Below are 22,048 nucleotides of genomic sequence, written 5' to 3' on the forward strand. Positions count from 1 at the left end.
AGCACATCGCGATGGGCCATCGTGACTTCGCCTTGTGCTTGTCGATAATGCGGAAAGGCGAAGCGACATGCCGCACCCGGACTGACTGACGCAACCAGCTGAGCTGGATCGAGCGCCAGCTCATTGTCGCTGTACCAAACCACGCGACTCTGACCAGTCCGGCAACTGCGGAACGGTGCGCCGCTATTGAACGCATGAGCCGCAACGGGCCATCAGCTGGTTCAGCTGCGGCAGTAATGGTTGCGAACGGTCATTGTTGCGTCTGTCTGGGCTCCGGTTATGCTGCGCAGCACGGCTACTCCTATCCACTCGATGAGGAAGACGCATGAAGAGCACGGTCCGCATAGGGGACAAGGATTTCCTGGTTGAATCCGACGACACATATCTGACATCCATCGGTCGAGAGTTCGAGCCGGCCATGGTCGAGTTGTTTAGGTCCTTCATCGAACCAGATATGGTGGTAGTGGATATCGGCGGCAATATCGGTCTGACTGCCTTGCTGTTCTCCGCACTCGCCCGCGAAGTTCACGTTTTCGAGCCCAGCCCCAGCACCCATGCGATCCTTGAGCGCAACCTCGGTGCGGGAAACGTGGCCAATGTTGTTACCTACAATGTTGGACTGGGAACCGAAGCTGGCACGGCATTAATAACGCGGGCGCAAGACAATCGATCCGGCGCATTCGTGTCCAATGCTGCTACACGCATATCCGGACATGTTTCTGAATCCATTTCCCTGGATACGCTGGATACGATCTGCAGTAATCGAGGCATCGATCCAAACTTCATCAAGATCGATGTGGAGGGCTTCGAAGAAGCCGTGCTGCGCGGCGGGGCCGACGTATTGGCTCGCAGGAAAGCCGTGGTCGTCATGGAGCTCAACCACGGATGCCTGAACATACTTCATCGAAAATCAGTCCCGGACTATCTGGATTTTCTGCGCGGGGTGTTCCCGCATCTTTATGCAGTAGACACCGACAACTTACGCATCGGCAACATGCACGACGAAAGCCAGGCATACTCGGTGATGCATGAGCATGTCATGCACAACCGCTATCCAAATCTGGTTGGTGGTTTCGACGAGCGCATCCTGTACAGGCTCGCAGACCTCGTGAAGCGCTGCCAAGCGCCCCCCATTGCCGATGCCACGGGAACTGCCGCGATTATCGAAGCGCCCGACAGCGTGCTAGTGCGGCGAGCATTTCGTGTCCAGGTCAAGATCGAGAACCAAAGTGATCAGCATTGGTATGGAACCCCCTTGTACCCGCTGAATCTTTCCTATCATTGGCTGGACGCCGAAGGCAACGTCGTTGTGTTCGACGGCATGCGCACTCCAGCCCCCCCCGCCGGATTTGCAAGCGGATCAACCCCTTACGTGAACATCGACGTGGTGGCCCCTGAAGTACCCGGAACCTACCGTTTACTGCCCAGCCTGGTGCAGGAGGGTGTAGCTTGGCTGGAAGACCGAGGCCTTATGTTGGATGAGGCAAAGGTGCAGGTCGAGACGTGAGAGAGTTCCGCATTTCATCCATAAGCGGGTGCAGCTAGCGTGCAACGCTACGATGCCGTGGTAGGAAATTTGCCGCTTCCCGGACAAACATCGAGAATGACGACTACTGCCGTTGTGCTGGAGTCTGCATGTTCGTTGTTGCGTCCACCCGGGTTCGAGGCCGCCGTTCATGACCTTGCTGAAAGATCGCTTGCGCCATGCGGTGTATCGGGTGCTGCGTGCTGGCTTCCGGGCGCTTCCTCTGTCTGACGGGCAACGCGATCGCCTGAGGGGACGTTTCATGGACACTCATGCGGATTGGGTACCACCACCGCAGCGGGGGCGAATGGATGATGTTGCGGAAAGCGGTACCACAGGCCGACCACTGCAGCGCGCCGACGAGGCCGCGATCGGCCATGTACCTTACCGCTCAGGCGAGTTGCCGGCTACATTGTCGGCCACCTTGGTGGCGTTCTATCTACCGCAATTCCATCCCATCGAGCAAAATGACGCATGGTGGGGAAAGGGCTTCACGGAATGGCGCAACGTCAGCCGGGCGTTGCCTCAGTTCGAAGGCCATGTTCAGCCACGCCTGCCGGCCGACCTGGGTTTCTACGATCTGCGCAACCCGCAGGTAATGCGTGACCAGGCCCAACTGGCTCGCGAGTATGGAATCGGCGCGTTCTGCTTCTACTTCTACTGGTTCAACGGCACCACACTGCTGGAAGCACCACTGCGCCAATGGTTGGCCGACGACAGCATTGACCTGCCGTTTTGCCTTTGCTGGGCCAATGAGAACTGGGCCAGGCGCTGGGATGGACGCAACGAGGACATTCTGATTGGCCAGCAACACAGTGCCGAAGATGACCTGGCCTTCATCGCACACGTCGCTGACTACCTGCGAGACCGCCGCGCCCTCAAAGTGGACGGCAAGCCGATGCTGCTGGTGTATCGCCCGCACCTGCTGCCCGATGCATGCGCCACTTCGCAGCGCTGGCGGCAATGGTGTCGTGAACACGACATCGGCGAGATCCACCTGGCCTACGTACAGGGCTTCGAACGCCCTGATCCGCGTGATATCGGCTTCGATGCAGCAGTGGAGTTTCCACCGAACATGAGCAACCCTAGTTCGCTCACCGCCGAGCAGTATCTGATCAATCCAGCGTTCGAAGGCGACGTGCGCGATTGGCGCGAGCTGGCGGCGGAGATCAGCGCACGGCCACTGCCGGACTATCCACTGTATCCGGGGGTGAATCCTGGCTGGGACAACGAGGCGCGGCGGTCCGGCAAGGGCCGCGTGTACTTGCATGCCTCGCCACGCGGCTATCGCGATTGGTTGTCCACCACGGTGCACAGACGCATGGCATCGATGCCACCTGCACGGAAGCTGGTGTTCATCAATGCATGGAATGAATGGGCTGAGGGTGCGGTGCTTGAGCCAGACATGCGCCTGGGGCATGCGTATCTGGAAGCAACGCGGCAGGCGCTCCTGACACCGTTGCAGGTAGCTGCGCCAATGCGCCCGTGCGTCGTGATCCATGCCTGGTACATGGATGTCCTTGCAGAACTGCTGGCAGATCTGCGCAGTGCGGCTTTAGCTTGGCGTATCGTCATCACAACCACAGCCGAGAAGCAGGCTGATGTTGAACGCACGGTCAGCGTGGCTGGAATGTTGGCTGAGGTTGAGATCTTCGCCAATCAGGGTCGCGACATCCTGCCGTTCCTGCAGATCGCGGAAACCCTGTATCAACAAGGAGAGCATGTGGTGCTGAAGTTGCACACCAAGCGCTCGATCCATCGTCGCGATGGAGAAAACTGGCGCCGCGAACTCACTGGTCGCCTGCTCGATGCCGATCGCGCCGGAGCCATCTTCGAAGCGTTCAAGCAGGACCCCAAACTGGGACTGGTTGCACCGGAAGGCCATGTGCAGCCGCTGGATTACTTCTGGGGAGCGAACGAACGCAATGTGGGCGCACTGTTGGCACAGATCGGCTTGCCACCTGCGGATATCGGCCGCGATACCTTTGTGGCTGGCAGCATGTTCTGGGTCCGATTGGCGGCCCTTCGACCGCTGCTCGACGCGCATCTGCTGCCATCACTGTTTGAATCCGAAGCGGGTCAGGTGGACGGGACACGGGCCCATGCCATCGAGCGCATTATCGGACTCGTGGTACGTTACTCCGGTGCGCAGCAACAGACAGCGGCGCAGGTGCTGGGCCGCCCGTTCGACGATGGCCAGCCCTACGCGTACGCACGCAAGGACTGACCACTTCGGATTGTCGCCTCAGCTGAACTGGACGCCCGTTTTTTCCTTCAACTCATCGACACTGACATCCGGAGCAGCCTCGATCAGCTTCAGCCCGGTTTCTGTCACATCGAACACCGCCAGGTCGGTGATGATGCGATTGACCACGCCCACGCCCGTCAGCGGAAGGGTGCAGTCCGGCAGGATCTTGTGCTCGCCATTCTTGGCGGTGTGCTCCATCAGCACCACCACGCGCTGCACGCCGGCGACCAGGTCCATCGCACCGCCCATACCCTTGACCATTTTGCCCGGCACCATCCAGTTGGCCAGATCACCCTTGTCGGTGACCTGCATGGCGCCAAGGATGGCCAGGTTGATGTGGCCGCCGCGGATCATCGCGAACGAGTCGTGGCTGCCGAAGTAGCTGGCACCCGCACGCGCGGTGACGGTCTGCTTGCCGGCGTTGATCAGGTCGGCATCCACTTCCGCTTCGGTCGGGAACGGGCCGATGCCGAGCAGGCCATTTTCGGACTGCAACCACACGTCGACGCCTTCGGGGATGTGGTTGGCCACCAGCGTCGGCAAGCCGATGCCCAGGTTCACATAGGCGCCATCGGTCAGCTCGCGCGCGGCGCGCTGTGCCATTTCGTCACGGGTCCAGGCCATCTCAGTTCCCCTCCTGACGCACGGTGCGCTGTTCGATGCGCTTCTCCGGCGTTGCGTTCAATACGATGCGATCGACGTAGATGCCCGGCAGGTGCACCTGGTCCGGATCGATGGTGCCCACCGGCACGATCTCTTCCACTTCCACCACGCAGACCTTGCCGGCCATCGCGCAGGCCGGGTTGAAGTTGCGCGCGGTCTTGCGGAACAGCAGATTGCCGGCCTCATCGGCCTTCCACGCCTTGATCAGCGAAACGTCGGCCTTCAGCGCGGTTTCCAGCACGTAGTGCTTGCCGTCGATCTCACGGGTCTCCTTGCCTTCGGCAACGATGGTGCCGTAGCCGGTAGCGGTAAAGAACGCCGGGATACCGGCACCGCCGGCGCGCAGGCGCTCGGCCAGGGTGCCTTGCGGGTTGAATTCCAGCTCCAGCTCACCGGCCAGGTACTGGCGCTCGAATTCCTTGTTCTCGCCAACGTAAGAGGAAATCATCTTCTTGATCTGGCGGGTTTCCAACAACTGGCCCAGGCCGAAGCCATCGACGCCGGCATTATTGGAGATCGCGGTCAGACCCTTGACCCCGCTATCGCGCAGCGCGGCAATCAGTGCCTCGGGGATGCCACACAGGCCAAAGCCACCAACGGCAAGGGTTTGCCCATCGGCCACGATGCCGGCCAGGGCGTCGGCGGCGCTGGCAAAAACCTTGCCGCGCTGCCGGGTCGGGGAGAGATCGCTCATCGCATCACGCTCACAGTGCTGAAGATGCCCGTATTCTAGCCATACCGCAGGGTCAACCCCCTTGGACCTTCGGCCAGCAAGCCTTCCGGGGAAACAGCCAGCCAGCGTACAGACAGCCAATGAACGCGTACCGGACTAAACTAGGGAATCTTTAACCCAGCAGGATGCATGCATGCCCCTCCCCGCGTTCAAGGCCTACGACATCCGCGGCCGCGTGCCTGAAGAGCTCAACGAAGACATGGCCCGCAAGATCGGCAAGGCCTTGGCTGCCGAACTCGGCGCGGGGCCGGTGGTGCTCGGCCATGACGTACGCCTGACCAGCCCGGCGCTGCAGGACGCGCTGGCCGCTGGCTTGCGCGGGGAAGGCCGTGACGTCATCGACATCGGCTTGTGCGGCACCGAAGAGGTCTACTTCCAGACCGGCCACCTGCAGGCGGCCGGCGGCGTGATGGTCACCGCCAGCCACAACCCGATGGACTACAACGGCATGAAGCTGGTGCGCGAACAAGCGCGCCCGATCAGCTCGGATACCGGCCTGTTTGCCATTTCCGATGCGGTGGCCGTCGATGAATCGCAGCCGCAGCCTGCACGCGGCGACCAGACCGCCCAGCATGACAAGGCGGCCTACATCCAGCACCTGCTCAGCTACATCGATCCCAGCCAGCTCAAGCCCCTGAAGCTGGTAGTCAATGCCGGCAACGGCGGCGCCGGCGCCATCGTCGACCTGCTGGCGCCGCATCTGCCGCTGGAGTTCGTGCGTATCTGCCACGAGCCCGATGGCAGCTTCCCCAACGGTATCCCCAATCCACTCTTGCCGGAGAACCGCGAAGCCACCGCCAAGGCGGTGCGTGAGCACGGTGCTGACTTCGGTATCGCGTGGGACGGCGACTTCGACCGCTGCTTCTTCTTCGACCACAACGGCCGCTTCATCGAAGGCTATTACCTGGTCGGTCTGCTGGCCCAGGCCATCCTCGCCCGCAACCCGGGCGGCAAGATCATCCACGACCCGCGCCTGACCTGGAACACGGTCGAGATGGTTGAAGCCGCCGGCGGCGTGCCGGTACTGTGCAAGAGTGGTCACGCCTTCATCAAGGAAAAGATGCGCGCCGAGAACGCCGTCTATGGCGGTGAGATGAGTGCCCACCACTACTTCCGCGAATTCGCCTATGCCGACTCGGGCATGATCCCTTGGCTGTTGATTGCCGTTCAGGTCTCCAACAGCGGTCAATCGCTGGCCGAACTGGTTGAGGATCGCATGGCGCGCTTCCCGTGCAGCGGTGAAATCAACTTCAAGGTCGCCGACGCCAAGGCGGCCGTGGCCCGGGTAATGGCACACTTCGCAGCACTCTCACCGGAGCTGGATCACACAGACGGCATCAGCGCAGATTTCGGCAGCTGGCGCTTCAATCTGCGCAGCTCCAACACAGAACCATTGCTGCGCTTGAATGTTGAGACCCGAGGCGATGCGGCCTTGCTGGCCGAACGCACCACCGAGATCTCCGACCTACTTACTGCCTGAGTAATCACATGAGCCACATCCTTCCAGTTATCCTCTCCGGCGGTTCCGGCACGCGTCTGTGGCCATTGTCACGCGAGGCCTACCCCAAACAGTTCCTGCAGCTCGCTGGCGCAAACAGCATGTTGCAATCCACTTGGCTACGGGTAGCCGATGTCGCAACCCAGCCCCCCATCGTGGTGGCAAACGAAGCGCACCGTTTCATCGCCGCCGAGCAGTTGCAGCAGGCGGGTACCACGCCGTCGGCCATCCTGCTGGAACCGATCGGACGCAATACCGCTCCGGCCATCGCCGCGGCCGCTTTGGAGGCCTGCCGCGATGGTGCCGATCCGCTGCTGCTAGTGTTGCCGTCAGATCATTTGATACATGACGTCGCGCATTTCCACCGCGCGATTCTTGATGCTGCTGCTGTCGCCGAGCAGGGCAAGCTGGTTACTTTCGGCATCCAGCCGACCGCACCGGAAACCGGGTATGGCTATATCAAGGCCATCGCTGGTGAGGGTACCCGGGCAATCGAGCGATTCGTCGAGAAACCCGACCTGGCAACCGCGCAGGCCTATATCGCAACTGGCGAGTACTACTGGAACAGCGGCATGTTCCTGTTCCGCGCCTCTCGCTACCTGCAGGAACTGGAACGCCTGCAACCGCAGATTCTTGCTGCCTGCCGTGCTTCATGGGACAAAGCCCGCCGTGATGCCGACTTCATCCGTCTGGATGCGGACGCATTCAAGGCCAGTCCGTCCGATTCCATCGACTACGCGGTGATGGAAAAAACAGCAGACGCGGCAGTCGTACCACTCGATGCCGGCTGGAGCGATGTTGGTTCGTGGACCGCGCTGCGTGATGTCTCCGAGCAGGATGCGAACGGCAACGCCCATCGCGGCGATGTCATCGCCATCGATTGCCATGACACGTTCGCCTATGGCGAACGCCTGATCGCAATGGTTGGCCTTGACGATGTGATCGTGGTCGAGACCGACGATGCTGTACTCGTGGGCAGATCCGACCGCATGCAGGAAGTAAAGGATGTCGTGGCCCGCCTGAAGGCCGATGGCCGCAGCGAGGCCGCCTGGCACCGCAAGGTCTACCGCCCGTGGGGCGCATATGACTCCATCGACCAAGGCGACCGTTTCCAGGTCAAGCGCATCACCGTCAAGCCCGGCGGCACGCTTAGCCTGCAGATGCATCATCACCGTGCCGAACACTGGATCGTGGTCAGTGGCACGGCGGAAGTCACCCGTGGCGATGAAGTACTGTTGCTTACCGAGAACCAGAGCACCTACATTCCGCTAGGCGTCACCCACCGCCTGCGCAATCCCGGCAAGCTCCCCCTTGAACTGATCGAAGTCCAGTCGGGCAGCTATCTGGGCGAGGATGACATCGTGCGCTTCGAGGATACCTACGGACGCACTTGATGCCACCATGCGGCCAACAAAAAAAACCCGGCGAAAACCGGGGTTTTTTGTTGTACTGGCAATGTTCCGGCAACCCATCACGACGCCAGGAACAGAAGATCATGCCGCCGCTATTTCACCCACTACCCGACGCAGCCCATCCTGCCAGCTTGGCAGGATGATGCCGAAGTCCTGCTGTAGCCTGCGATTGTCCAGTACCGACCAGGCTGGACGCTTTGCCGGGGTTGGGTACTCCGAGCTGGAGATCGCCTGCACGGCGGGCACTTTGGCCAGCACGCCTGCGGCAACGGCCTCGGCAAAGATCGCTTCGGCGAAACCATGCCAGCTGGTCTGGCCCGATGCCGTCAGATGCCAAGTCCCCGACAACTGCCCTGGATGCTGCAACACCTGTGCGGTGACATCGGCAATCAAGGCAGCCGGTGTCGGCGTCCCCACTTGGTCGGCCACTACCCGCAGTTCGTCGCGTTCGGCACCGACTCGCAGCATCGTGCGCAGGAAGTTGCCGCCGTGCGAGGCGTAGACCCACGCGGTGCGGAAAATCAGATGACGACCACCAGCATCACGAATGGCGACTTCACCATCACGCTTGCTGCGGCCATAGACACCCAGCGGCGCGGTGGCTTCGTCTTCCACGTAGGCAGCTGTGCCCTGCCCGTTGAATACATAGTCCGTTGAGTAGTGCACCATCGGCACGCCATGCGCGGCGCACCACCGGGCGATTACCGCGGGCGCTTGTGCATTGGCCCGGAACGCCGCCTCGGGCTCCTGCTCGGCCTTGTCCACCGCAGTATAGGCGGCTGCATTGATCACCACCGACGGCCGCAGCCGGTCCAGCAAGTCAGGCAGGCTTTCGGGCGCATCGAAGTCCGCGATCTCGCAGTCACTGCCGTCGGCCAGCTTGCCAGTGCGGGTGGTCGCAACGACAAGTCCAAGCGGCGCAAGCGCGCGCAGCAGCTCCTGCCCGACCTGACCATTTCCGCCAAGAACCAGCAGGGTCACGGGATATAAACCGGCAGGCGGTCTCCGGCAATGTCCTTCAGGAACGGCGCGTTCTCGTCCTTGCCGGACAGGATCGGAGCGCTGATCGGCCAGTCCACGCCGATATCGGCATCATTCCAGCGAACACCCGCATCGAAGTCCTTCAGATACACCTCCGTGCACAGGTAGCTGAATACCGCACGCTCGGACAGCACGGCGAAACCGTGTGCGAAGCCTTCTGGAATCCAGAACTGGCGCTTGTTCTCGGCACTCAGGACAACGGCCTCCCATTTGCCGAAGGTTGGCGAACCTCGGCGGATATCCACCGCCACGTCATACACCTCGCCTTCCAGCACACTGACCAGCTTGCCCTGCGGACGCGGCCACTGGTAGTGCAGGCCACGAAGGACGCCCCTGCTCGATGCCGATACATTGCTCTGGACGAATTTGTCAGGCAGCCCCTGCGCCTTGAAGCGCTCTGCGTTCCACGTCTCGAAGAAGAAGCCGCGCTCATCGCCAAACACCGCTGGCTCGATGACGACACAGCCGGGCATCGCGGTTTCAATCACTTTCACGGAACGATTCCTCGCTGGACGAGCTTCTGCAGATATTGTCCATAACCATTCTTGGACAGAGGCGCAGCCAATGCTTCGAGCTGCTCCGCCGTGATCCAGCCCTGGCCATAGGCAATCTCTTCAGGGCAGCAGACTTGCAGGCCCTGCCGGGTCTGGATGGTTTCGATGAAGTTGGAGGCCTCCAGCAAGGACTGGTGCGTGCCGGTATCCAACCATGCATAGCCACGGCCCATCGGCTCCAGCTGCAACGTACCTTCATCCAGGTAACGCTGGTTGAGATCGGTGATCTCCAGCTCTCCGCGCGGCGAGGGCTTCAATGCTGCGGCATAGTCACTGGCATTGCCATCGTAGAAGTACAGGCCGGTCACTGCATAGTTGGAACGTGGCTCGGTTGGTTTTTCCACCAAACCAACAACTTTTCCGTCCTTGTTGAATTCGGCCACGCCGTAGCGCTCCGGATCGTTGACCCAATAGCCGAATACCGTCGCGCCGGTATCGCGCGCGTCGGCACGCCTGAGCACCTCGCGCAGGCCGGTACCGTGGAAAATATTGTCACCCAACACCAAACAGCTGGGCTTGCCGTCGACGAAATCGCGGCCAATCAGGTACGCCTGCGCCAAACCATCCGGGCTCGGTTGCACCGCGTACTGGATGTCCATACCCCACTGCGAACCATCTCCCAACAGCTGCTGGAACAAGGCCTGCTCGTGCGGCGTGTTGATGATCAGCACTTCGCGGATACCCGCCAGCATCAACACGCTCAGCGGGTAGTAGATCATTGGTTTGTCATAGACCGGCAACAACTGCTTGCTGACTCCCTTGGTGATCGGATACAGCCGTGTACCCGAGCCGCCAGCCAGGATGATGCCCTTACGTTGCGTCATGGTTGTTCCTTTGTTTGCCCGCAGAATATTGCGAGCACTGGATCGTCGATGTCAGGCGTCAGTGCCGATCCGCTGCAAGCGATAGCTACCGTCCAGCACACTCTTCACCCATTGCTGGTTATCCAGATACCAGTCCACGGTGAAGGCAATACCCTGCTCGAAGCTGTACTTCGGCTCCCAGCCCAGTTCGTCCTTCAGCTTGGAAGCATCAATGGCGTAGCGGCGATCGTGGCCTGGTCGATCGGTGACATAGGTGATCTGCTCGCTGCGTGGCTTGCCGTCGGCGCGCGGACGACGCGCATCCAGCAGCGCACAGATGGCCTGCACCACCTCGATGTTCTGCCTTTCCGAGTTGCCGCCCACGTTGTAGGTCTCTCCCACCTTGCCCTTGGCCAGCACGGTGCGGATCGCTTCACAATGATCGGCGACAAACAGCCAGTCACGCACCTGCTTGCCGTCGCCGTAGACCGGCAGCGCTTCACCAGCAAGCGCCTTGGCGATGACCAGCGGGATGAGTTTTTCCGGGAAGTGATACGGGCCGTAGTTGTTGGAACAATTGGTGGTCAACACCGGCAAACCATAAGTGTGGTGGAAGGCACGCACCAGATGGTCGGAGGCCGCCTTAGAGGCAGAGTACGGGGAATTTGGAGCATACGGCGTGGTTTCGGTGAACTTGCCGGTCTCGCCCAGCGTGCCATAGACCTCGTCGGTGGAGACATGCAGGAAGCGGAATGCACCAGCCTTGTCAGCCGGAAGTGACTTCCAGTAATCGCGCACCGCCTCCAGCAGGCCCAGGGTTCCAACCACGTTGGTCTGGATGAAGGCACCTGGACCGTCAATGGAACGATCGACATGACTTTCGGCGGCAAAATTCAGGACCGCGTCAGGGCGGTGCTCGGCCAGCATCCGAGCAACCAACGACTGGTCGCCGATGTCGCCCTGAACGAAGACGTGATCAGGGTTGCCCTCTAGCGGAGCCAAAGTCTTCAGGTTACCCGCATAGGTCAGCGCGTCCAGGTTGACGACACGCATACCTTTGGCGACAGCCTCCAATACGAAGTTACCGCCAATGAATCCGGCACCGCCGGTGACAAACCATGTAGGCACTACCTGCTCTCCTGTTCAAATTGCGTCAGCGGGCGGCCTGAAAGCCGCCCGACGTCAGTTTGAAAGCATACAACGACGCTGTGCAGGAGGCGTATCGGCCGTTCAGCTACCAGCCCGAAGCATCCACACCTTGATGTCGGCCGGTAGCATTTTGAGGACAGGGCTTGCCAAGGTCAGCAATGAAGCCACCCCCGCAGCCTTTGCAAAGGAGACGCCGCGATCGGCGCGAATACGCGCATACAGTCCCCGCGTGCTCAGCGATGGCAGCGTACGTACGTCCGCGACAGTCAGGCCGGCATGGACGGCGATGGCCTGCATGCTGGCGTCGTCCAAGTAATGCACATGCGGTGAAAGAAAACCCTTCTGCCACATGCGATCGAACGATGCTGGCAGACCCAACCGCGCCATCAATACGGATATCTGGTAAAGCACGCCGGTTCGCGCAGGCGCATTGACCACCACCCAACCGCCGGGCTGCAGGCGCTCCCCACAAGCACGCAACGCTGCGCCAATATCCGGGATATGCTCGAGCACGTCGTTGAATACGATGACGTCGAAGCGCTCGTCTGTGCCCAGCGCGTCGGGGAAGAATCCGTTTCGAATGGTCAATCCTCGCGCAGCGGCAGCATCGGCGACCCGTACGTCTGGCTCTATGCCAGTGACTTCGAAATCATCCCTGCTGGCCTCCAAGAACCAACCGTGTGCGCAGCCGACGTCGAGCATGCGCGGCCGCGCTCCGACAGCAGCAGTCACCCTATCAGCCAGATCAGACTCCAGCGCGGCGAAATTGCGCTGGCGCAAGTCATTCAACCCCTCCTCACGCATGGTTTCATCGATCACGTCCTTGACCCCCAAGACGTCGATGTCAACCAGCAACGTACTACCTTCGTAGCCGCAGTTTGCACAGACACGGTGCCATGAAGTGAGCCCCGCACGCATCATCTTAAAACAGGCAGGACATTGTTCCCCCACCTGGAACGTAGCCAAATCCGATCCAGTCACTTCCCCCTCCAGTGCGCCATGTCCTATACCGCGAACCGCATTTTGTCTGAATGGCACTCGCAATGCCACCGCGATTCATTTCACTGCGGTCTATCGCCCAACGATGCGATCACCACACCTGCCAGAATGACGATGCCACCGATCCAAGTATGCGGCCGGATCGGCTCGTGCAACAGCCACCATGCGAACGCGGGTACCAGAAGGAACGACAGCCCATAGAACGGAAACGCCAACGATAGTGGCACGCGCGAAAGTACTGCCAGCCAGAGCAAGGTTGCCGCACCGTAGACGAACAACGCGATGATCAACGTCGCGGACAGGAAACTGGCAGGGCGTGCGAATGAGACCTGCGTTGACGCTTGCTTGAATAGCACTTGGCCACACGCCAGCATTGCCAGCGTGACAAGGATCATCGCGATGACAGTGGGGGTGAGTGTGGCAGCCGAACGCGGCATAGTGAGCTCCTGGACCTGACTGTCCAGCATACCCTGCAAGGATGCGAATTGGGGCGGGTGTGCGGCTTGATGCCTGCTATGGCTGCATACCAGGCACATTCACACGATCACGTAGAGACAGTTAGAATCCAGATCCCACCCCCGAACCGGCTGCCGTTCTCGGCTCCGGACGTTCCCGTTTACAGTGAACCGACCCTGGTCGGCATTACAAGGATCTAGCGCCAGATGAAAATCCTCGTCGCGTACAAGCGCGTGGTGGACTACAACGTCCGCATTCAGGTAAAACCGGACGGTTCCGGCGTAGTCACCGACGGCGTCAAGCTCTCGCCGAACCCGTTCGATGAGATCGCCCTGGAAGAAGCCCTGCGCCTGCGCGACAAGGGCATCGCCACGGATGTGATCGTGGCCACCATCGCCCCTGCCGATGCCCAGGCGCACCTGCGCAACGGCCTGGCCATGGGCGCCAACCGCGCCATCCACGTGGTCACCGACCAGGCCATCCAGCCGCTGACCGCCGCCCGCACCCTGCTCAAGCTGGTCGAGAAGGAACAGCCAGACCTGGTCATCCTCGGCAAGCAGGCCATCGACGACGATGCCAACCAGACCGGTCAGATGCTGGCCACGCTGTGGGCACGTCCGCAGGCCACCTTTGCCTCCAAGGTCGAGATCGCCGACGGCAAGGCCACGGTCACTCGTGAAGTCGACGCCGGCCTGGAAACGCTGGAAGTCGACCTGCCGGCGGTGATCACCACCGACCTGCGCCTGAACGAGCCGCGCTTCATCAAGCTGCCGGACATCATGAAGGCCAAGGCCAAGCCGCTGGAAACCCTGCAGCTGGCCGACCTCGGCGTTGAAGCCGCCGACACGTTCAAGACCACCCAGTACGCGGCGCCATCCAAGCGCAGCAAGGGCGTGATGGTGAAGGATGCTGCCGAACTGGTAGCCGCACTCAAGCAGAAGGGGTTGCTGTAATGGCCAAGATTCTCGTCATCGCCGAACACTTGGACGGCAAGCTCAACAGCGCCGTCGCCAAGACGGTGTCGGCAGCAACCGCAGTGGGCGGCGACATCCACGTGCTGGTGCTGGCCGCCGACCCGGCCGCCATCGCTGCCGAAGCCGCGCAGATCGCCGGCGTCAGCAAGGTGCTGACCATCGCCAACCCGGCCAATGAGCACGCGCTGGCACAGGTACAGGCACCGCAGATCGCCAAAGCCGCTGCCGGCTACAGCCATGTATTCGGCCCGTCGACCACCACCGGCAAGGATGTAATGCCGGCCGTGGCCGCCCTGCTCGGCGTCAACCAGGTCTCTGACCTGATGTCGGTCGAAGGCGCCCATACCTTCAAGCGCCCGATCTACGCAGGCAACGCGATCATCACCGTCGAGGTGCCCGCCGACCAGGTCGTCGTCGCCACCGTGCGCGCCGCCTCCTGGCAGGAAGCGGCCAAGGGCAACAACGCCCCGGTCGAGGCCCTGAGCGTCGATGCAGCCCTGCCGGGCCACACCCGCTTCATCGGCCTTGCCGCCGGCAAGAGCGACCGCCCGGACCTGCAGAGCGCCAAGCGCGTGGTCTCCGGTGGCCGTGGCGTCGGTTCGGAAGATAACTTCAAGGTGATCTACGCGCTGGCCGACAAGCTCGGTGCGGGCGTTGGCGCCTCGCGCGCCGCGGTGGACGCAGGCTATGTGCCCAGCGACATGCAGGTCGGCCAGACCGGCAAGATCATCGCACCGGAGCTGTATATCGCCGTAGGCATCTCTGGCGCGATCCAGCATCTGACCGGCATCAAGGACGCCGGCACGATTGTCGCCATCAACAAGGACGGCGATGCGCCGATCTTTGAGATTGCCGATATTGGATTGGTAGGGGATTTGTTCACGCTGCTGCCAGAGCTGGCCGCAGCACTGTAAGCGGCACATAACCAAGCCGCGCGGTGCCTTAGGGCGAGCGCGGCTTTTTCATGTCCAGTATCCGTAACCGTCTGCTGAGAGGACGTCGATAGGGTCGATGCCCATCGAGAAGCGTCCCGCCACTACGCTGCAATAGCACCTCGCTGGTCGCGCCGGTGAACCTGGAGGACTTGGCCATGGCGGACTAGCAGGCGTTTACGACCACAAAGGCCGCGGCCAGTAAGCGATGCCGATAGAGCGCGCTTCCTATAGCTGAGCTGACGCACACCGCAGGGCCCATCGTGTGCCGTTTACCAAAGACCCGATCAATAAAGGCATCCGTTCCTGGCAATACAAGCCTACGAATTACGGTACGGCGCAGTGCGCGCAGCAAAGGCCTCCCAGCTTGGGCCACCACGGCGTTCATACAACAGCAGACCGGAATGCGGTTTCTCCGCCGTTCGTTCCGCCAATACAGGCTGCAACACAAATGGATGTCGCGTGAAACACAACTTCAACGCGTAGAAGGGCAGCAGACCGACGAAACTCTTCCACTGCGAACGGAAACCCAGGCACGCCAAGATGTAGCGCAGCCGCTGGCTGAAGCTGACGCCCACCAGAATCCGAGGGCCATTCTCGACCATAGGCGAGAGCACCCGGAATGCTGGCCCTGGCAGACCCTTCCCCTGGTACAGCGTGTACTGAAGCACCTGTGCACCATGCACCGCTGCGAACGCAAGACCGGCTAGATGGCACGCATCATGGTCATGGTGTCCACCTTCCCAAGCCGGCACCACCACCTCGGCCGGAACCACTGACGCGTAATGCGCCTGAAGTGCGGCGATCACCGGGTCCAATTGGTTCCAAAGGTCACCGTCGGCGATTCCGTGCTCACCTCCAAGAAAACACATGCTGCTCGTTGACACGCCCATCGCGGCGAGCACTTTTTCACTCTCGCGTTGGCGCACACCGATGTCCTGACCACCCCAACCACCGTCGGTCATCCATACGCAATGCACTATCCGGCCTTGTGCGAGCGCGCGCTCGATCCACGGAAAAACGCCGAACTCGTCATCCGGGTGTGCCAGTAAAAAGAAGATCGGGCCGCGCTCAGAACGCATCGAAATCGAGCACATTGAACAGCACTGCGTCGGCAGACGGCGTCTTAACTCTTTCGTCAAGCGCGCGATAGATAAGGTTCAACGGGCTGCTACGCAGCTTAGCTGGCAACTCAATCCAAGCCCCCTTGAGCACGCCCATCGATCGCGGCACCAGCCCCAAGTGCAGACGCATGCCTATGCCCGCTGAATGTCCACTCAGTCCCTCCACCGCCCCCGGCAGCTCGGCGAAGGCCGACAGCAACGGCTTTCCGGTAGGAGCCCGGGCAATGATTCCACCCGTCGAGGAATGCGCCAAACGGTAAGCGCGATGTGGATTATCACAACGCCAGCGCAACGACCGGGCATCCCAATCACGGCGAAACTGCAGGTCACCCAATGCGTCGGACGACGCCTCTGGGAGCATTGAGCCCATACCGATCTTGGCATCCAGGGGACAGATCAGAGTAAAGCCAAGCTTGCGCAGAAAACCTGGTGTGGAATTGGCATTGGCAACGCCGTAAATGCCCGCCATACCCTGCGCCGCTCCAGCGGCATAGGTTCCCTCCGCGAGTTTGGTGAATAGCCCCCGCCCCTGGTAATCGGGGTCAGTCGCTGTATTGAGCGAGAGCATCACACGGCAAGCAGTGCCGCTGACGATGGCCTTGGCTGGAATGCAAGCATAGTGTGCCGCAAGGCGATCACCATCCCATGCATCCAGGCCGATTACCGGACCAGCCGGATTTTTCGCGTAAAGCCAGTCCAAGTAGCGCGCATCCAAATGCGTGGCCTGCGGAAAGCACTTGGCAAAGATTGACTGGTAATGACGCAGCAGTTCGGGCGTGGCACCGGACGGTCGGATATCCAACGTTGTCTCCAATACAGTTCAGCAATTAGCGCGCGGGGACCCTCCGGCCATGCAGGGGGCTCGATCGCCAAAGTATAGACTCACGACTCAAGCTTGGCGACGCGGGACAAGCAGACCGGTGAGCGGACGACGGGGCACCGAAGCAATGTCATAACCAAGGAATGCCAAGAGGAACTGGAGCCCCGACACTGTCGCGACCGTGGCGATCATCACCGTGCCCAGCGGTGTAGAAACACCATACTGCGCTGATTGCCACCAGTGCCAACCACCGAAAGTCGTCGCCAGCAGCAGCAGGCCGATGGCAGCAAGCAACTCGAATGAAGCCAACGACAGGTCGCGCAGGAAGTAATTGTAGACAATGCGTTTGAATGCATTGCGCACATGTTTGAAGACGAACTCACCCAGAATCTTCCCGACCTTCAAGCCACTTTCTTCGTCGCCGTAGCGGGCATCCATCGGAACATCGACAACGACGGCACGCATCGTGTTGAGACGAAACAGGATGTCGGTTTCGAAGAAGTAGCGCTTGCTGATCTGCTCCATCGGCAGATGACTGGCGACGGAGCAGCTGATCGCGGTGTAGCCATTGGTCGGATCGAACAGGTCCCAGTAACCCGTGGAAGCCTTGGACATGAAGCTCAGGCCAAGGTTGCCGATCCGACGCAGCAACGGCATCTGCTTGATCTGGCGCAGATCCCAGAATCGATTGCCTTTGGTGTAATCAGCCTCGCCGCGCAGGATGGGCGCGATGAACTGCGGTAATAGAGAGGGATCCATCTGCCCGTCTCCGTCGATCTTGACTACTACCGTCGCCCCATCGGCAATCGCCTGACGATAGCCGGTCATTACCGCCCCACCGACACCCTGATTGACCGCGTGGCGAAGCACGCGCACTCGAGAGTCGGTGATATTCGCCTCGATGAAATCACCACTGCCTTCCGGACAAGCGTCATCCACGCAGTAGATCAGCTCCACTTCCTGGCCAACGGCGGCGACGACGGTAGCGATATGCCGGACAACCTTGTAGCTGGGAATGACCACAGCGATGCGATGAGAAGTGGCGGGAGCGATCATCGATAAATCCAGTTTTTTGAAATGAAGAAGCTCAACAGAGCCAGCATTGCATCGGCGGCCGGCTTGACGAGCCACGCCCAACCCAGTCCCGCGCTGTGCGCCACGATCCATACAATTGACGAACTCGTCACCGCCATCAGCAGCAACGTGACGAGGAAACGGATCATCTGGCCACTGCCGAGCCGGCTGCCGTTCCCGGCAAAGGTGTACTTGCCGTTCAACCAGAATCCCAATGCTGCCCCGCCCGACCGCGACACGAGGCTGGACAGAACCACACCAAGACCCAGCCAGGTCATCAGCACGAAGAGCGCACAATCCACGAGTAGCTGTACCCCGCCGACGAAGCCGAACTTGCATATCTGCATCACGGGCGACCTCAGACCGCCCAAGATCGCCCCATCAGGCAATCGCTCCGAGAACTGCAGTCTAGCCGGCATGAATCAATGCACCACCAACGACCGGGCTGGCCCCAAGCCACAACCCAAAGGCCGGTGCTCGTCACCTATCACGAACACGATTTCATACCTGCCTGGCACGACACCATCCAGACGCAGCGTCGCTGTCAGCCCTGCATTTGCCGGCGGGGTCTGCGCGAACTGTGGCGCTGCAGTGACATCGGCGCGCTCGGAACGCGCGGCAGAGAAATAGAAATCCTTCCCGCCAGCTTCCATTGAACGCAGCCGGATGGAGGCATCACGCTGCACCCGCGCACCGGACTCCACCGCCCAACCCGCGATGTGGATGGATGCGCCGGCGCGCGCCTGCCAGCCATTCTGAACAGGGTCGCCCCCCTCCACGGCATCCAGATAGCACACCAGCGCAGGATCCTGGCTGGCCGAAGCCATCCAATCAGGAAACGGCGCGAGGGGGTGCCCGTCCGCCGGCGTGACTTCCACTGCCCCCTCGGGTGTCATGCTGGGTGGCATGTCCGTTGCGCTGCATCCAGCCAGAGCGCTCAACAGCAATGCGCTGCATATCCCTCGTTTCATCGTGACTCCTGCAGTAGTGTCTGGAAAAGCGCCACGTGTGCAGCGACCTGGCGTTGCAGGCTGTAGTGACGGGCGCGCTCGTTACCGATCTGAACCAGTTCCTGTGCATAGTCCGCATTGCCTGCGACCCGCTGAAGCGCACTGACCATCTCGACAACGTCCAGCGGATCCTGAAGCAACAGCGCTGCTCCTTCGCCGATTTCCTGCAGCGAACTGTTTGCCGAGGTTATCACCGGCACGCCGCAGGCCATGGCCTCCACAACCGGCAGGCCGAACCCTTCGTAGAGCGAGGGATAAACAAAGGCAGTGGCACGACTGTACAGCGCCGGCAAATCTTCGATCGGCACGTAGCCGAGCACCTTCACTCGGCTCGCGGCCGACTTCATCAGCTTGCGCAGGTCGTCGTTGAGCCAGCCCGAGGCACCAACCACCACCAGAGTCTCCTCCCCCTTGTACTCAAGCATCGCCTTCAGCAGCGTTTTGAGGTTCTTACGCGGTTCAATGCTGCCCACGTACAGGAAGAACTTCTCCGGCAGGTCATAACGCTGGGAGACGCTATGCTTCTGCGAACGCGATGCCGGATGGAAGATGGTCGGATCGATCCCGCAATGAATGGTGTGCACGCGCTCCGGCGCGACGTTGTAGTGGGCAATGAAGTCGCGGCGCGAATTCTCTGAAACCGCCACGAAGCTTGCCCCTGCCTTAACCGCTCGTGCGAAATTGTCCGAACACAGGGCAATATTCTCGGCGGTATGAAACTGCGGATGGGACAGGAAAGTTGTGTCGTGAACAACCATCAGGGCATTGGAGCCGACACCTTCTGGAAACACATTTCCGGCGCAGTAGACAAGGTCGAGTCCAGGCACAAAGTGGTCGGCATCCTTGAAGGCCGGCAAAGGTCCACGGTACAGGGTCATGCCCGAACCGGGCTGGGTCTGCAGGCCCGAGGGCTTGGTTGGAGAGTAGTCGGGATGGACGAAATCGGCGAACCCGGGCAGCAACAGGAAGTCGTGCTCGCGCCCCTCATTGGCCTGATGCTCTGACAAACCCTTGACCAGCATCGCAGCGTAACGGCCGACGCCTGATACTTCTCCGCCCATTGCACGTGAGACATCTACACCGATGCGACTACGGATTGCGGCAGGTATCGCCGGCAACACACTGCCTTGGGGATTCAACGCAGCAACACGGGCCCGCATGCGCTCGGCAGCACGCTCCAACGACCAGAAGTCGACAACGTCCCGCGCCGCCTGCGCCCCCTTGGCGCGGGTTTGCTCCTGGTTCTCGAAGGCGCTGCGCAGCAGCGACACCAAGTGATCCTCATCGGGCAGTGCCCATTGGAATCCTGTGTAGTAAGGGCACTTTGCCTCAGCTGGAGTCAGCGAGACCTGCAACGGGAAGCTGTTGTCGGCATCCATGAAGGCCTGCTGCGCGCTCCAGTAACTGGCGATCACGGGGATGCCGCACGCCATGGCCTCCAGCAGCGGCATGCCCCATCCTTCACCGCGCGTGGGCAGTACAAAACAATCTGCGGAGCGATACAGCTGCGCGACTTGGTAGTAAGGCACCGACTCGTTGACCGAATACACGATGCGCCCACCGTCGGGATCCAGCTGCAGACTCCTGATGATGGCTTCCGGGTCGACGCCCGGATCGCTGTTGGAGTACTTGCAGATCAGCACCACCGGGTCGGTACTGCGGAAGGCACGGTTGAAGGCCCGCAACAGGATCTCCGGCGATTTACGCTCACCCCACTCAAAGATCGACAGGAATGTGAACATGCCTTCGATCTTCATTCCGCGGATTCGCGTGTTGAAGTGGTCGGTGTCGATCAGCGACAACGGCATCACCTGAACCGGCACAGTGACACCACTGCGCTGGAAGGTCCACTTATTGAACTCGGTTGGCACCCAGAGCTCGTCAACCGTGTTGCAGCCATTCACCCACTCGACGGGGACGCCCGTGGTTTCCAGCATGGTGTAACCGATGCGATAGCCGTGCTTGACCCGGTCAAAGGCATCGGCCTGCCCGTAGATGAGGCGCGGGACATCAAGCCCCGGCTCTTCGCGCTGCTTGATGACCTCGAGCGAGTAAATGCCGGTGTTCTGGTTTTTTGACTCAGCGATGGGCAACACACTATCCAGACCGTACAAGTACTCGTATGACACCGAGACACCGGCGTTATCCAAGCCGAATGCGATCTGCCGCGCAGTCATGGCATACCCTACAGGCCGGAACAAGGTCGAATGCAGATGCAGCTTGTACTGGTAGCGGGCATCGAGCACGTCCTTCCACTTGCCAAGAAAAGTTTCCTTGGACTTGAGGAACATGTCGTTGTGGCTGACTTTGTTGACCGAAGTGGAACCGTGCTCGCGGTGACGAATGGTCAGCGAACCACAGTTAAGCACCTTGAATCCTGCCGTACGCGCCTTTAGGCAATAATCGGTATCCTCGTAGTACGAGAAGAAGTCTTCATCCAGGAAGCCGACCGCATCCATCACCTCGCGACGGATGTACACGCACGCGAACACCACACCTTCGACTTCGCGATCGAAAGCGTATTGGTTGATGTCCTTCTCACCTGAGCCCAGTTGCTGACCCCAATAGCTGCGGTCGGGGATGTAGGTACCAGCATGCTGGAAATCATTGCCATCAAGGCGGCGGATACGGCAGCCGACCACACCCACCTTGTCTCCGCTGAAAGCGGTGGCCTGCAACCGTTCGATCCAATCGGAATCATCAATCTCGGTGTCGTTGTTGAGCAGGATCACGTCGCGATCGGCATCGATCAGGCGCAGCGCTGCATTGTTGCCGCGCACAAAGCCCAGGTTCTCACCATTGAAGACGGTAGAAATGCCCGCGATCTTGCTCAGGTACTCGACCGTGCCGTCGGTGCTGCCATTGTCGACGACGATAACCTCCACCTGCGTGGTGTCGGTATTCCTCAGAACGCTGTCAAGACAGGGCTTGGTGAGCTCCAAACCGTTCCAAGTCAGAATGACAACCGTCACGGGGCGCGGGTGGGCGGGCAATGCGACGGGAGCGTCGGCGCTGCGGTTCTTGTTGCTCATG

20 protein-coding genes are annotated in these 22,048 nt (G+C 60.7%); 6 read left to right on the forward strand and 14 right to left on the reverse strand.

Going from position 1 to position 22,048, the window contains the following annotated elements; translation table 11 throughout:
- The first annotated feature begins 325 nt into the window (after positions 1–325).
- Together AC1VXC_RS02815 and AC1VXC_RS02820 are read left to right on the forward strand one after the other, a co-directional pair.
- The gene (locus AC1VXC_RS02815; RefSeq protein WP_481538444.1) at positions 326–1,507 is read left to right on the forward strand and encodes an FkbM family methyltransferase; all 1,182 of its coding nucleotides are present in this window, start codon (positions 326–328) and stop codon (positions 1,505–1,507) included.
- Between the two features lie 169 nt (positions 1,508–1,676).
- On the forward strand, positions 1,677–3,752 hold the full coding sequence (locus tag AC1VXC_RS02820) for a glycoside hydrolase family 99-like domain-containing protein (protein WP_481538445.1): 2,076 nt from the start codon (positions 1,677–1,679) through the stop codon (positions 3,750–3,752).
- Positions 3,753–3,770: 18 nt separating this feature from the next.
- Here AC1VXC_RS02820 and AC1VXC_RS02825 read toward each other — a convergent pair whose 3' ends face one another.
- Both AC1VXC_RS02825 and AC1VXC_RS02830 read right to left on the reverse strand, forming a co-directional pair.
- Positions 3,771–4,397: a CoA transferase subunit B gene (locus AC1VXC_RS02825; protein ID WP_481538446.1), complete on the reverse strand. Its 627-nt coding sequence runs from the start codon at positions 4,395–4,397 to the stop codon at positions 3,771–3,773.
- Position 4,398: 1 nt separating this feature from the next.
- Positions 4,399–5,130, reverse strand: a complete 732-nt coding sequence (locus tag AC1VXC_RS02830; RefSeq protein ID WP_481538447.1) for a CoA transferase subunit A — start codon at positions 5,128–5,130, stop codon at positions 4,399–4,401.
- Between the two features lie 172 nt (positions 5,131–5,302).
- On the opposite strand from AC1VXC_RS02830, the gene AC1VXC_RS02835 reads away from it, so the two are divergent.
- Together AC1VXC_RS02835 and AC1VXC_RS02840 are read left to right on the forward strand one after the other, a co-directional pair.
- Entirely contained in the window at positions 5,303–6,649 is a 1,347-nt protein-coding gene (locus AC1VXC_RS02835; RefSeq protein ID WP_481538448.1) for a phosphohexomutase domain-containing protein, read from the forward strand.
- Between the two features lie 8 nt (positions 6,650–6,657).
- Complete coding sequence (locus AC1VXC_RS02840; protein WP_481538449.1) at positions 6,658–8,061, forward strand: mannose-1-phosphate guanylyltransferase/mannose-6-phosphate isomerase; 1,404 nt, start codon at positions 6,658–6,660, stop codon at positions 8,059–8,061.
- 99 nt (positions 8,062–8,160) lie between these two features.
- On the opposite strand, the gene rfbD is transcribed toward AC1VXC_RS02840, so the two are convergent.
- The 6 genes from rfbD to AC1VXC_RS02870 form a co-directional block, all read right to left on the reverse strand.
- Positions 8,161–9,060, reverse strand: a complete 900-nt coding sequence (gene rfbD, locus AC1VXC_RS02845; protein ID WP_481538450.1) for a dTDP-4-dehydrorhamnose reductase — start codon at positions 9,058–9,060, stop codon at positions 8,161–8,163.
- The gene (gene rfbC / locus AC1VXC_RS02850; RefSeq protein ID WP_481538451.1) at positions 9,057–9,614 is read right to left on the reverse strand and encodes a dTDP-4-dehydrorhamnose 3,5-epimerase; all 558 of its coding nucleotides are present in this window, start codon (positions 9,612–9,614) and stop codon (positions 9,057–9,059) included. The genes rfbD and rfbC overlap by 4 nt, the downstream gene beginning before the upstream one ends.
- The gene (gene rfbA, locus AC1VXC_RS02855) at positions 9,611–10,498 is read right to left on the reverse strand and encodes a glucose-1-phosphate thymidylyltransferase RfbA (protein WP_481538452.1); all 888 of its coding nucleotides are present in this window, start codon (positions 10,496–10,498) and stop codon (positions 9,611–9,613) included. The genes rfbC and rfbA overlap by 4 nt, the downstream gene beginning before the upstream one ends.
- 51 nt (positions 10,499–10,549) lie before the next feature.
- The gene (gene rfbB / locus AC1VXC_RS02860) at positions 10,550–11,605 is read right to left on the reverse strand and encodes a dTDP-glucose 4,6-dehydratase (RefSeq protein WP_481538453.1); all 1,056 of its coding nucleotides are present in this window, start codon (positions 11,603–11,605) and stop codon (positions 10,550–10,552) included.
- 102 nt (positions 11,606–11,707) lie between these two features.
- On the reverse strand, positions 11,708–12,481 hold the full coding sequence (locus AC1VXC_RS02865; RefSeq protein ID WP_481538454.1) for a class I SAM-dependent methyltransferase: 774 nt from the start codon (positions 12,479–12,481) through the stop codon (positions 11,708–11,710).
- A 206-nt stretch (positions 12,482–12,687) separates the two neighbouring features.
- Positions 12,688–13,062 (reverse strand): EamA family transporter, encoded by a 375-nt coding sequence (locus tag AC1VXC_RS02870; RefSeq protein WP_481538455.1) that lies wholly within the window; start codon positions 13,060–13,062, stop codon positions 12,688–12,690.
- Between the two features lie 225 nt (positions 13,063–13,287).
- Between AC1VXC_RS02870 and AC1VXC_RS02875 the strand changes: the two genes are divergently transcribed.
- Positions 13,288–14,034, forward strand: a complete 747-nt coding sequence (locus AC1VXC_RS02875) for an electron transfer flavoprotein subunit beta/FixA family protein (protein WP_481538456.1) — start codon at positions 13,288–13,290, stop codon at positions 14,032–14,034.
- Positions 14,034–14,969 carry an electron transfer flavoprotein subunit alpha/FixB family protein gene (locus tag AC1VXC_RS02880; RefSeq protein WP_481538457.1) on the forward strand — a complete coding sequence of 312 codons (936 nt, stop codon included), beginning with the start codon at positions 14,034–14,036 and terminating at the stop codon, positions 14,967–14,969. Before AC1VXC_RS02875 ends, AC1VXC_RS02880 begins: the two co-directional genes overlap by 1 nt.
- Positions 14,970–15,307: 338 nt before the next feature.
- Here the strand turns inward: AC1VXC_RS02880 and AC1VXC_RS02885 are convergent, their stop codons facing one another.
- The 6 genes from AC1VXC_RS02885 to AC1VXC_RS02910 all read right to left on the reverse strand — a co-directional run bounded on the left by AC1VXC_RS02885 (position 15,308) and on the right by AC1VXC_RS02910 (position 22,047).
- Complete coding sequence (locus AC1VXC_RS02885; protein ID WP_481538458.1) at positions 15,308–16,069, reverse strand: PIG-L family deacetylase; 762 nt, start codon at positions 16,067–16,069, stop codon at positions 15,308–15,310.
- On the reverse strand, positions 16,059–16,913 hold the full coding sequence (locus AC1VXC_RS02890) for a GNAT family N-acetyltransferase (RefSeq protein WP_481538459.1): 855 nt from the start codon (positions 16,911–16,913) through the stop codon (positions 16,059–16,061). Before AC1VXC_RS02890 ends, AC1VXC_RS02885 begins: the two co-directional genes overlap by 11 nt.
- 87 nt (positions 16,914–17,000) lie before the next feature.
- A complete protein-coding gene (locus AC1VXC_RS02895) occupies positions 17,001–17,987 on the reverse strand; it encodes a glycosyltransferase family 2 protein (RefSeq protein WP_482994997.1) in 987 nt (328 codons plus the stop codon).
- Positions 17,984–18,352 (reverse strand): GtrA family protein, encoded by a 369-nt coding sequence (locus tag AC1VXC_RS02900; protein WP_481538461.1) that lies wholly within the window; start codon positions 18,350–18,352, stop codon positions 17,984–17,986. The genes AC1VXC_RS02895 and AC1VXC_RS02900 overlap by 4 nt, the downstream gene beginning before the upstream one ends.
- 75 nt (positions 18,353–18,427) lie before the next feature.
- On the reverse strand, positions 18,428–18,832 hold the full coding sequence (locus AC1VXC_RS02905) for a hypothetical protein (protein ID WP_481538462.1): 405 nt from the start codon (positions 18,830–18,832) through the stop codon (positions 18,428–18,430).
- A gap of 140 nt (positions 18,833–18,972) precedes the next feature.
- The gene (locus tag AC1VXC_RS02910) at positions 18,973–22,047 is read right to left on the reverse strand and encodes a glycosyltransferase (RefSeq protein ID WP_481538463.1); all 3,075 of its coding nucleotides are present in this window, start codon (positions 22,045–22,047) and stop codon (positions 18,973–18,975) included.
- Position 22,048: the final 1 nt, after the last annotated feature.

The organism is Stenotrophomonas sp. STEN033, assembly GCF_056856655.1.